Here is an 11,364-nt window from a genome sequence, read left to right on the forward strand (position 1 = left end):
GCCCGCATCCGTATGAAGGGGTGGCACGGTTCCTTCCCCCGCCCCCACGGGCCGTGCCTCAGGCGCGGGTCGCCCACACGTATCGGTGTTCCGGGCGGCCCGCGTCCCCGTACTTCAGGGTGAGGCGGGCCCGTCCCGTGCGTTCCAGGAGCTTGAGATAGCGCTGGGCGGTCTGCCGGCTCACCCCGGTCCGCTCGGCGATCTCCTGGGCCGACAGGGGGCCTTCGGCGTTCATCAGGGAGCGGCGCACGAGTTCCGCGGTCGTGGGGGAGTGGCCCTTGGGCAGGTCGGGCTCCGAGGGGGCCGACAGGGCGCCGAAGATACGGTCCACTTCGGCCTGTTCCGCCTCGCCGCCGCCGTCGAGGGTGCGGCGCAGCTCCGCGTACGCCTCCAGCTTGGCGCGCAGGCCCGCGAAGGCGAACGGCTTGACCAGGTACTGCAGCGCGCCGTACCGCATCGCCGCCTGTACCGTCGTCACGTCCCGCGCCGCCGTCACCATGATCACATCGGTCTGGTGGCCGCGTCGGCGCATCTCCTGGACGACCGAGAGTCCCGTTCCATCGGGTAGATAGTGGTCCATGAGGACCAGGTCCAGCTGGGGCAGCTCCTCCACCTGGCGCAGGGCCTCCGCCACGTTGTGCGCCTCGCCCGCGACGTGGAAGCCCGGCACCTTCCCGACGTAGGCGGCGTTGACGCGCGCGACGCGCGTGTCGTCGTCCACGACCAGGACCTCGATCATCGCGACTCCTCCTCGGCGACGGACTGCGCATCTGACGGCACGGTGAGGGCGGGCTCCAGGTCCGGCTCGGTCAGCGCCTCGGGCAGGACGACGGTGAACTCCGCGCCCCCGCCGGCCGCCTCGTCCACCACCGCACTGCCACCCTGCCGTTCGGCGAGCCTGCGCACGAGGGAGAGGCCGATGCCGCGCTCGCGGTGGGCCGGGCGCTTCTTGGTGGACCACCCGTCGGTGAAGATCAACTCGCGTTGTTCCTCGGGGATTCCAGGCCCCGTGTCGCGCACCCTGAGGATCGCGGTACGCCCCTCGGCGCGCAGTTCGACCTCCACGCGCGCGTGCGGCGTGCCCGCGACGGCGTCCAGCGCGTTGTCCACGAGGTTGCCGACGATCGTGACGAGCCCCCTGGGGTCGATCAGCCGGTCCGGGAGCCCCGTACGGTCCGCCAGACGCAGCGCGACACCGCGCTCGGCCGCCACGGTCGCCTTGCCCACCAGCAGGGCGGCGAGCAGCGGGTCCTGGATCTTCTCGGCGACCTGCTCCGCGGTGGCCCGGTGATCGCCGACCACCTCGCCGACGAACTCCACGGCGTCGTCGTACATCTCCAGTTCGAGCAGACCGAGGAGGGTGTGCATACGGTTGGCGTGCTCATGGTCCTGGGCGCGCAGGGCGTCGATCAGGCCGCGCGTCGAGTCGAGCTCCCGGCCGAGCTGCTCCAGCTCGGTGCGGTCGCGCAGCGTGGCGACGGCGCCGCCGTCGTCGGTGGGCATGCGGTTGGTGACCAGGACGCGCTGGCCGCGGACCGTGAGCAGATCGGTGCCGGTCACCCGGCCTGCCAGTACGTCGGTCGTACGGCCCTCGCCGAGCGCCTCGTCGAGGGACCGGCCGACGGCCTCGTCACCGATTCCGAGCAGCCGCCGTGCCTCGTCGTTCAGGAGACGGATACGGCCGCCGCGGTCCAGGGCGACGACGCCCTCCCGGATGCCGTGCAGCATCGCCTCGCGCTCCGCCAGGAGCGCCGAGATGTCGGAGAAGGCCAGGTCACGGGTCTGCCGCTGGACCCGGCGGGAGATGAGCCAGGCGGCCAGCGCGCCGACCGCCAGGGCGCCGCCCGCGTACGCGAACAGCCCCGGGATGGCGTGCAGCAGCCGGGCCCGCACGCTGTCGTACGCGATACCGACCGAGACGGCGCCGATGATCTTCCCGTCGCCGTCGCGCAACGGCACCTTGCCGCGCGCGGTGCGGCCCAGGGTGCCGCTGTCGATCTGCATGACCTCGTGGCCCGCGAGGGCCTGGCCCGGGTCGGTCGACACGATCCTGCCGATCTCGCTCGACGTGGGATGGGACCAGCGCACCCCGCGCCGGTCCATCACGACGACGTACTCGGCCCTGGTGGCCTCACGGATCCGCTCCGCCTCCCGCTGGACCGGCCCGCCGGCCGTCGCGGGACTGTTCGCCAGGTCCTCGGCGATCTGCGGCTGGGCCGCGGTGGTCTGCGCGATCGACAGCGCGCGGCGCATCGCCTGGTCGTCCAGCTGGTCGCTGAGCGGGGCGAGGAACAGGCCGGTCGCGAGCACCGCCACTCCCGCGGCGATCGCCACCTGCATCAGCAGCACCTGCGCGAACATCTGCCGGGGCAGACCGAGGCGCAGGCGGCGGGCGGGGGGAGTGGGGCTCATACCCATGACGGTACGTGGGCGCGTGGGATGTCCCGTAGAGGGGTGTGGCGTGGTTCTCGTGATCGATGTCGGGTTGCGGGTCGGTCGGGAGGGGGTGGCTGGTCGTCGTGGGGGCCGGCTTCCCTGAGAGATGGCGTCGGCCGGCCGGTCCTCCTGGGGGCATCGCGGGGAGCCGGCTCACCGAAGGCGGGGTAGGGCGGCCGGTCCATGCGGGAGTGGCATGCGGCGGTCCGGCCACCTGAGGGGGAGGAGCCGGCATCGGGTGGCCCGGTCTCCGGCGGCGGCATCCGGCGCGCGGTGCAGGTGGGCCACCGGCGCGTCCGGGGTCAGCTCGCGAGCGCCGCCGTCATCGTCAGCTCGCGCACCGCCACCACGTCCATCCGTGCGGGCGAGCCGAGCACCGACCCGCAGCTTTCGGGGCGGGGCGGCAGGGAGGCGCCCTGAGCCACGTGGACCCGCCAATGACGGCCGTCCACGTGGGCGACGGTCACCTCCCACCGCGGGGCCGCGCCGTCCGTCCGTACGACGCTCAGTGCCTCCGCGGCGTCCTCGCCGGTGGCCCGTCGCACAGCCAGCTCGGCGGCCTGGCCCGGCCGCTCCCAGGCCGAGTTCCCGCGGCAGCCGTCGACGACGATTCGGCCGTCCTGGACGCTGTGCAGGACCTCCTTGACGGCGTGGGCCTGAGCCCGGCCGTACGCATAGCCGTACGGCAGCACGAGCAGCGTCGGTGAGAACCGGTGTCCACCCAGATGGGTGACCTCCCAGACGCCATCGACGCCGGACGTTGCGAGCTCGGCCGCGAGAGGGCGGCCCAGGAGGGCGCAGCAGCGGTCCCGCTTGCCGTTGGTGCAGACGAGGGCCAGCGGGTCGCCTGTGTGGGGACGCCCCTGGAGGACCGAGTCGAAGGTGTGGGGGTCACCCATGCCCAGCGCGGCGAAGTCCAGGTCGAGCAACTGCTGTGGGTCATGGGTCGCGGCGGCGTGCAGCCATACGTTGCCGGGCACGGTGTGGGCCACATAGACCTGGCGCTCGGCAGAGGTCCCGCAGTCGGCGTGCCGGCCGGGGCGGCGGATCAGCGCGACGCGTACGCCCGTGCCCTTCGCGGCTTCCTCCAGGGCGCGGCCCAGCGCGGGGTCCAGGTGGCTCTGGGTGAGCGCCTTGGCACCCCACGGACCGGACTGCTCCAGCAGCAGCCAGGTCGTCGCGGTCGCCGCGGTCCCCGCGATGGGCTCGTCGAGGTCCAGCGAGACGGTTGAGCACGTACTCACAGAGGTGAGCCTAACCTGACTTGCGTCGGGGTGACTTCCCGAGGGGCTCCTGTGCCGACTCCCGAACTGTGCGCCACTGCCCTGTCCCGGTAGGGCCGCAGGCCTACTCGGGCAGTGGCTGCGGCGGCTTCGGACCTGTGTAGTGCCCGCTCGGACGCATGCGCAGCGGTCGCTCCCCGTACTCCTCCAGCGCGTGGGCGATCCAGCCTGCCGTGCGGGCCACGGCGAAGATCGTCTCGCCGGCCGTGGAGGGCATGGCGGAGGACGCCGTGAACACGGCCAGGGCCAGGTCGACGTTGGCGTGAAGGGGGGTGTGGCGGGCGGCGGTGGCGACGATGTCGCGGGCCGCGGCGAGGGCGGGCGCGGAGTGGGGGAGCTCCTCCAGGAGCTCGAACAGGACACGCGCGCGTGGGTCCTCGCCGGAGTAGAGCCGGTGACCGAGCCCCGGAATGCTCCGGCCGGCCCGCAGCTCCTGCGCGATGACGGGCCCGGCGTCGCCCCGGTCGAGCACCTCCATGATCAGCTTGTGGGCGAGGCCGCTCGCCGCGCCGTGCAGGGGACCCTCGATCACGCCGAGCCCGGCGGAGACGGCCGCGTAGGCGTGCGCGCGAGCCGACGCGGCGACCCGCACGGCGAGTGTCGAGGCGGCCAGGTCGTGATCCACGAGCAGGGCGAGGGCCGTGTCCAGGACCTTCAGCGCCGCCTCGTCGGCGGGCCGTCCGCTCAGCCGGTCCCACAGGCGCTGTGCGATCGAGCCCTCGTCGCGATAGGTGAACCCCGCAGGTGTGAGCGCGGCGACCAGGGTCGGGATGAGGACGCGGGCGGTGCCGAGCACGGCCTCCTCGGACAGGTCGAAGCGCAGCGGGTCCGTTGCGGCGGCGGCGATCGCCGCGACCCGCAACCGGTCGGTGGGGTCGGCGTGTTCGGGCAGGGAGTCGACGGCACGGCGGGCCGCGGCGACGCAGGCCTCGGGGGCGGTGAAGGTGACGCCGCGGCGCAACCGGCCGGTCCACAGCCACTCGGCGACCTCTTCGTAGGAGTGCCGGGCGGCCAGTTCGGTCGCGTCCACGCCCCGGAAGTAGTAGCGGTCGGTGTCGATGAACGTCAGGCGGGTCCGCACCGACAGCTCGCCGCCCGATGCCGAACCGCCCGCACTCTCCCGCTTGTTGCGCCGGGCGAGCGTCTCCACCTCCTTGGCGTCGAAGGTGCTGCCCCGGCCGCCGGGCAGGCGGCGGCTGCTGAGGTGACCGCGGCTCACGTACGCGTACACGGTCTCGGGCTTCACGCCGAGCAACTCGGCGGCCTCCTGGGTGGTCAGCCGCCGTTCGGCGGGACCGGGGCCGGGTTCTTGATCGCGCATGGGGTCACCGTATCCAGGGTGCTGGACATTGATCCTCATATTGATTGGATCAATATTGACAGGAAATGAGTCAAGCATGGACAGTCGAATCAAGTCCAGGGAGGAATCATGTCCGTCAACAGGTCAGCAGCTGTGCTCGTCGAGGTGCCACGTGGACTCGCGGGTGTCGTCGTCACCGACACCGAGATCGGCGACGTCCGGGGGCTCGAGGGCTTCTACCACTACCGCCAGTACTCGGCCGTCGAACTCGCGCAGACCCGCCCCTTCGAGGACGTCTGGCATCTCCTGGTCCACGGCGAACTGCCGGACGCCGAACGTGCCGCCGCGTTTGCCGCCGAGACCGCGGCGCTGCGGCGGCTGCCCGACGACGTGCGCGCGGCTTTGCCCGCGATCGCCGCGGCGAGCAGACGGTCCGGCCCGCTGGCCGGCCTGCGCACCGCGCTCTCCCTGCTCGGCGCGGCACAGGGCTTCCAGCCGGTGTACGACATCGACGCCCACGAGCGCCGCCGGGACGCCCTCCTCGCGGCCGCGGTCGTACCGACGCTGCTCACCGCACTGCATCGGCTGGGCAAAGGGCTTGACCCTGTTGAGCCGCGCGAGGATCTCTCGTACGCGGCGAACTACCTGTACATGTTGACCGGCTCGGAGCCCGATCCGGGGCGGACGCGGGCGATCGAGCAATACTTGATCTCAACCATTGACCACGGATTCAACGCGTCAACCTTCACGGCCCGGGTCATCACATCCACGGGTGCGGACATCGCGGCCTGCCTCGTCGGAGCCGTGGGCGCGCTGTCGGGGCCGCTGCACGGCGGTGCGCCCAGTCGTGCGCTGGACACGCTGGACGCCATCCGTACCCCCGAGCGCATCGACCCCTGGATCCGCGAACGCGTCGTCGCCGGCGACCGCATCATGGGCTTCGGCCACCCGGTCTACCGCACGGAGGACCCCCGTTCGCGGATGCTCCGCGAGATCGCCCAGAACTTCGGCGGCCCGCGCGTCGAGTTCGCCGTAGAGGTCGAACGCCGCGTGGAGGCGATCCTGGCCGAACTGAAGCCCGGCCGCGAGCTGCACACGAACGTCGAGTTCTACGCGGGCGTAGTCATGGAGCTCTGCGGTCTGCCGCGCGAGATGTTCACGCCGACATTCGCTGCGGCGCGGGTCGTGGGATGGAGCGCCAACATCCTGGAACAGGCACAGGACTCGAAGATCATCAGGCCGGCGGCGCGGTACGTGGGGCCGGGGGCGCCGGTGCGGGTGCCGGAGGCGGCCTGAGAGCGGCCCGAGAAACGCGTGTGGCCTGGAGCCGTTCTGGCGCCAGGCCTCATCGGTGGTGATCGAGCAGTGACGGGGTACCGGCTGCTCGCCGGGTCGGTGCCCGGCTCGCTCAACGGTTGCGCGCGGCCGGGGGAGTGTGACGGTACGGGTCTGGGGTGGACGCGTGCTCGTGCGGTGGGTTCAGGCGTCGGGGATGTCTGCCTTGGCGCGGATCAGAGTCTCTCTGCTCACAATGACGATGCGTTCGTAGTCGGCGCGAGCAGCGTCTGCGGGCAGTTCCGGCTCAAGCGCCTCGGTGGCCTCGGTGCCGATCACGGCGAAGTTACCGTCGCTGAGTTCGAACACGTCCGGGCAGGTAGCTCCTGAACTACTGCCTCGGGCGCTGGGAGGCACACCGATGCGGCGCACGATCTTCAAAGGTACCGGTCCTTACAAAACAAGGGGTAGGCATACTGGGTGGGGAGCAGGCTACTGGTGTTTCTGAATCCCTAGTGGCTGGATGGCAAAAAGTCACCCAGTTGCTCGCCCGTGCAGCTGTGGGGTTGACCCATGTGGCGTTGCGTGTGCTCTGCCATCCGGTCAGCACGCATCGTCAGGCCACTGCCGAGTTGACCGCTGCGCCCGCAGGCTCCAGTCAGTCAGTCGGCGGATCGCCGACGACCCACCACTCGTCGGTGTCGGATTCGTCGAGGTCCCGGACGAGTCCATCGACCATGTGTCCCAGCTGGGCTTCCACGGACGACTCCTTGAGGCTGGCACGCATGTGTCGCGAGGCCTCCCAGTACTCCCGGAAGACCGGGCTCTGGAAGAACTCCCGCAGGCGTGTGTACAGCTCCTCCCGGTCCAGGAGTTCGGCCTGGTAGAGGTGGTAGAGGTGGGCGTACCAGGCGTTGGCGTAGAAGAACTGCCGTCGCCTCTCCGCCGGGATGCTCTGGTCGTAGGTATCGATCACTGCGGCGAGGGAGGGGTCGTCGATCGCCCTCGCGAGCAACTCCCAGTGCATGCGCTGCTGATGGGCCAGCGTTGTTCGCCGGATCGCCAGCTCTTCGAGTTCCAGCCGTCGCTCATGCAGGCGTGCCTGCTCCGACCGCCATTGACGCGCTGCCAGCGTCGCGGTGGCGGTGGCGGCCAAGAGAGTGAGCGCGGCGGAACCGAGCCTCCGTGCAGAACATTTCCGTGTGGCCATGTCAACCCCCGAATCAGGCGGCCGTCCGCCGGTCGTCGGGGTGCGGGTCGACTGGAGGGGACCGGCGAGCGGTGGGCGGCGCTTGCCGTCTCCCAGAGTGCCGAGCGGCTCTGATCGGCGGGGAGGCGGAGAGGAGGCGCACGGAGGGAAGCGAGGGTCGCACGCTCCGGTGCCTTGACGAACGTCTGCCCGGCAAGTGCTGCTAACAATCGTTCACTTCGCAGTGATTATTCCGGCTCGTATCCTGGGTCGGCATTCAATCTTCGTGCGTGCGCCGAGCCGTGAGCCGGTGCACCCGTCGGCGTGAGAAAGGTCGCACGTTGAGTCAGCCGAGCCCTGGTCCGCAGCAGATTCCGGTCGTCGTACTCGCCGGATTCCTAGGCTCCGGCAAGACCACGCTCCTCAACCACCTCCTCCACCGCAGCGGAGGCACCCGCATCGGCGCCGTCGTCAACGACTTCGGCGCCATCGAGATCGACGCCATGGCCGTCGCCGGCGCGCTCGGCGACTCCACCGTCTCCCTCGGGAACGGCTGTCTGTGCTGCGCGGTCGACGCAAGTGAGCTGGATGTCTATCTCGAGCGGCTCGCCCGGCCCTCCACCGGCATCGACGTCATCGTCATCGAGGCCAGTGGACTCGCCGAGCCACAGGAACTCGTGCGCATGGTGCTCGCCAGTGAGCACCCGGGCATCGTGTACGGCGGACTCGTCGAGGTCGTCGACGCCGCCGAGTTCGACGACACGCGCGCGAAGCACCCCGAGATCGACCGGCACCTCGCCCTCGCCGACCTCGTCGTGGTCAACAAACTCGACCGGGCGGCGGACGGTGAGCACGTTCTCGGGGTGGTGCGCGAGCTCACCGACCGCGCCGCCGTCGTCCCCGCCACCTACGGCCGGATCGACCCCGAGTTCCTCTTCGAGTGCAGGCCCAGCGAGGAGCGCATCGGGCAGCTGTCCTTCGACGACCTGGACCATCACCACGAGCCGCACGAGGACCACGAGGGGCACGAGGACCACTCCGGCCATCTGCACACCGGCTACGACAGCCTGTCCTTCACCTCCGAAGTCGCCCTCGACCCGCGTCGGCTGATCGCTTTCCTCGACACCCGGCCCGAGGGGCTGTACCGCATCAAGGGGTACGTCGACTTCGGGCCGTACGACGTCCGCAACCGCTACGCCGTTCACGCCGTCGGCCGCTTCCTCCGCTTCTACCCGGAGCCCTGGGCGCCCGCCGACGCCCGCCTCACCCAGCTCGTGCTCATCGGCTCCGGTATCGACGCCTCCGCTCTCGGCAAGGAGCTGGAGGGGTGCAAGAGCGACGCCCCACATGCCGATGAGCAGGGCATGTGGGGCGTTCTGCGCTATGTGCGGGACCCGGAGGAAGCGGCCTTCGAGGAGGCCTAGAACGCCCCGGCCACCACCGCCACCGTCTTCGGCAGTGACACACCCGAGCCGTCGCGGCGCGGGTCCATGTCCGGGAGGTCCGCCGGAGTGCCGTTCTTTTGCGCGGCGCGTGCCGGGGCGGGGCCCGCCCAGGCCACGGACAGGCAGTCCTCGCCCTTCAGGAAGCGCTGGCAGCGGACGCCGCCGGTGGCGCGGCCCTTGCGCGGGTACTGGTCGAACGGGGTCAGCTTGGCGGTCGTCTGGACGGAGTCGTCCAGCGTGCCGCGCGAGCCCGCGACCGTGAACACCACCGCGTCCGCGGCCGGGTCGACCGCAGTGAAGGAGATGACCTTCGCGCCCTCGGTGAGCTTGATGCCCGCCATACCGCCGGCGGCGCGGCCCTGCGGGCGGACCTGCGAGGCCTGGTAGCGCAGCAGCTGGGCGTCGTCGGTGATGAAGACCAGGTCCTCCTCGCCGGTGCGCAGCTCGACCGCGCCGACGATCCGGTCGCCCTCCTTGAGGGTGATCACCTCCAACTCCTCCTTGTTGGTCGGATAGTCGGGCACGACACGCTTGACGACGCCCTGCTCCGTGCCGAGCGCCAGGCCTGGGGAGGACTCGTCGAGCGTGGTCAGGCAGACCACAGCCTCGCCGTCGGTCAGGGAGAGGAACTCCGACAGCGGTGCGCCGCCCGAGAGGTTGGGTCTCGACGCCGTCTCCGGCAGCTGGGGCAGATCGATGACGTTGATGCGCAGCAGGCGGCCCGTGGACGTCACCGCGCCCACCTCGCCGCGAGCCGTGGCCGGCACGGCCGAGACGATCACGTCGTGCTTGGAGCGCTTCGCCTCGGCGTCCTCGGCGAACGGATCGCCGTTCGCCGTACGGGCCAGCAGACCCGTCGAGGACAGCAGCACCCGGCACGGGTCGTCCGCCACCTGGAGCGGCACGGCGGAGACCGGGGCGCCCGCCGACTCCAGCAGGACCGTACGCCGCTCGGTGCCGAACTTCTTGGCCACCGCGGCCAGTTCGGAGGAGACGAGCTTGCGCAGCTCCGCGTCCGAGTCGAGGATCCGGGTCAGCTCGGCGATCTCCTCGTTGAGCCGGTCCTTCTCCGCCTCCAGCTCGATGCGGTCGTACTTGGTCAGACGGCGCAGCGGAGTGTCGAGGATGTACTGGGTCTGGACCTCGCTCAGCGAGAAGCGCTCCATCAGGCGCTGCTTCGCCTGCGCGGAGTTCTCGCTGGACCGGATCAGGCGGATGACCTCGTCGATGTCCAGCAGGGCCGTGAGCAGGCCCTCGACCAGGTGGAGGCGGTCGCGGCGCTTGCTGCGGCGGAACTCGCTGCGGCGCCGTACGACCTCGAAGCGGTGGTCGAGGTAGACCTCCAGGAGCTCCTTGAGGCCGAGGGTGAGGGGCTGGCCGTCGACCAGCGCGACGTTGTTGATGCCGAAGGACTCCTCCATCGGCGTCAGCTTGTACAGCTGCTCCAGGACCGCTTCCGGCACGAAGCCGTTCTTGATCTCGATGACCAGGCGCAGGCCGTGCTCGCGGTCGGTGAGGTCCTTGACGTCGGCGATGCCCTGGATCTTCTTCGAGCCGACCAGGTCCTTGATCTTGGCGATCACCTTCTCCGGGCCGACCGTGAAGGGCAGCTCGGTGACGACCAGGCCCTTGCGGCGGGCGGTCACGGTCTCGATCTCGACCGTGGCGCGGATCTTGAAGGTGCCGCGGCCCGTCTCGTACGCGTCCCGGATGCCGGCGAGGCCGACGATCCGGCCGCCGGTGGGCAGGTCGGGGCCCGGCACGTGCTTCATCAGGGTGTCCAGATCCGCGCCCGGGTAGCGGATCAGGTGGCGGGCGGCCGAGATGACCTCGGCGAGGTTGTGCGGCGGCATGTTCGTGGCCATGCCGACGGCGATGCCCGACGCGCCGTTGACCAGCAGGTTCGGGAAGGCGGCGGGCAGCGCCACCGGCTCCTGCTCCTGGCCGTCGTAGTTGGGGGTGAAGTCGACCGTGTCCTCGTCGATCGACTCGGTCATCAGGCTCGTCGCCTGGGCCTGCCGGCACTCGGTGTACCGCATGGCGGCCGGCGGGTCGTCGTTGCCCAGCGAGCCGAAGTTGCCGTGGCCGTCGACCAGCGGGACGCGCATCGAGAAGGGCTGGGCCATGCGCACCAGGGCGTCGTAGATCGACGCGTCGCCGTGCGGGTGCAGCTTACCCATGACCTCGCCGACGACGCGGGCGCACTTCACATAGCCGCGGTCGGGGCGCAGGCCCATCTCGTTCATCTGGTAGACGATGCGACGGTGCACCGGCTTGAGGCCGTCGCGGGCGTCCGGCAGGGCGCGGGAGTAGATGACCGAGTACGCGTACTCGAGGAAGGAGCCCTGCATCTCGTCGACGACGTCGATGTCGAGGATCTTCTCCTCGTACGAGTCGTCGGGCGGCGGGGTCTTCGTGCTGCGGCGGGCCATCGCT

General features: G+C 70.7%; 9 protein-coding genes. 2 read left to right on the forward strand and 7 right to left on the reverse strand.

The features are described 5' to 3' along the window. Positions 1–58: 58 nt before the first annotated feature. From ABD932_RS02700 to ABD932_RS02715, 4 genes are all read right to left on the reverse strand, one after another. The gene (locus tag ABD932_RS02700) at positions 59–739 is read right to left on the reverse strand and encodes a response regulator (protein WP_345008443.1); all 681 of its coding nucleotides are present in this window, start codon (positions 737–739) and stop codon (positions 59–61) included. Continuing rightward, positions 736–2,412, reverse strand: a complete 1,677-nt coding sequence (locus tag ABD932_RS02705; RefSeq protein WP_345008444.1) for an ATP-binding protein — start codon at positions 2,410–2,412, stop codon at positions 736–738. The genes ABD932_RS02700 and ABD932_RS02705 overlap by 4 nt, the downstream gene beginning before the upstream one ends. Before the next feature lie 326 nt (positions 2,413–2,738). Beyond that, complete coding sequence (locus ABD932_RS02710; RefSeq protein WP_345008445.1) at positions 2,739–3,680, reverse strand: ferredoxin family protein; 942 nt, start codon at positions 3,678–3,680, stop codon at positions 2,739–2,741. Between the two features lie 103 nt (positions 3,681–3,783). Continuing rightward, entirely contained in the window at positions 3,784–5,040 is a 1,257-nt protein-coding gene (locus tag ABD932_RS02715) for a citrate synthase (protein ID WP_345008446.1), read from the reverse strand. Positions 5,041–5,148: 108 nt separating this feature from the next. Between ABD932_RS02715 and ABD932_RS02720 the strand changes: the two genes are divergently transcribed. Next, positions 5,149–6,315: a citrate synthase/methylcitrate synthase gene (locus tag ABD932_RS02720; protein WP_345008447.1), complete on the forward strand. Its 1,167-nt coding sequence runs from the start codon at positions 5,149–5,151 to the stop codon at positions 6,313–6,315. A gap of 183 nt (positions 6,316–6,498) precedes the next feature. Here ABD932_RS02720 and ABD932_RS02725 read toward each other — a convergent pair whose 3' ends face one another. Both ABD932_RS02725 and ABD932_RS02730 read right to left on the reverse strand, forming a co-directional pair. Continuing rightward, positions 6,499–6,735 (reverse strand): hypothetical protein, encoded by a 237-nt coding sequence (locus tag ABD932_RS02725; RefSeq protein ID WP_031486357.1) that lies wholly within the window; start codon positions 6,733–6,735, stop codon positions 6,499–6,501. 217 nt (positions 6,736–6,952) lie between these two features. Next, positions 6,953–7,450, reverse strand: a complete 498-nt coding sequence (locus ABD932_RS02730) for a DUF6082 family protein (RefSeq protein WP_345008448.1) — start codon at positions 7,448–7,450, stop codon at positions 6,953–6,955. A 374-nt stretch (positions 7,451–7,824) separates the two neighbouring features. Between ABD932_RS02730 and ABD932_RS02735 the strand changes: the two genes are divergently transcribed. After that, positions 7,825–8,907 (forward strand): CobW family GTP-binding protein, encoded by a 1,083-nt coding sequence (locus ABD932_RS02735; protein ID WP_345008449.1) that lies wholly within the window; start codon positions 7,825–7,827, stop codon positions 8,905–8,907. On the opposite strand, the gene ABD932_RS02740 is transcribed toward ABD932_RS02735, so the two are convergent. Further along, entirely contained in the window at positions 8,904–11,360 is a 2,457-nt protein-coding gene (locus ABD932_RS02740) for a DNA gyrase/topoisomerase IV subunit A (RefSeq protein WP_345008450.1), read from the reverse strand. The two genes, ABD932_RS02735 and ABD932_RS02740, sit on opposite strands and share 4 nt — an antisense overlap. Between the last annotated feature and the right edge of the window lie 4 nt (positions 11,361–11,364).

The organism is Streptomyces shaanxiensis (genome assembly GCF_039537145.1).
Taxonomy (GTDB): Bacteria; Actinomycetota; Actinomycetes; order Streptomycetales; family Streptomycetaceae; genus Streptomyces; species Streptomyces shaanxiensis.

Excerpts from the sequence above, each read along its gene's own strand:
- ABD932_RS02700 (WP_345008443.1), bottom strand. The coding sequence starts at position 739 with ATGATCGAGGTCCTGGTCGTGGACGACGACACGCGCGTCGCGCGCGTC.
- ABD932_RS02715 (WP_345008446.1), bottom strand. The coding sequence starts at position 5,040 with ATGCGCGATCAAGAACCCGGCCCCGGTCCCGCCGAACGGCGGCTGACC.
- ABD932_RS02740 (WP_345008450.1), bottom strand. The coding sequence starts at position 11,360 with ATGGCCCGCCGCAGCACGAAGACCCCGCCGCCCGACGACTCGTACGAG.
- ABD932_RS02705 (WP_345008444.1), bottom strand. The coding sequence starts at position 2,412 with ATGAGCCCCACTCCCCCCGCCCGCCGCCTGCGCCTCGGTCTGCCCCGG.
- ABD932_RS02720 (WP_345008447.1), top strand. The coding sequence starts at position 5,149 with ATGTCCGTCAACAGGTCAGCAGCTGTGCTCGTCGAGGTGCCACGTGGA.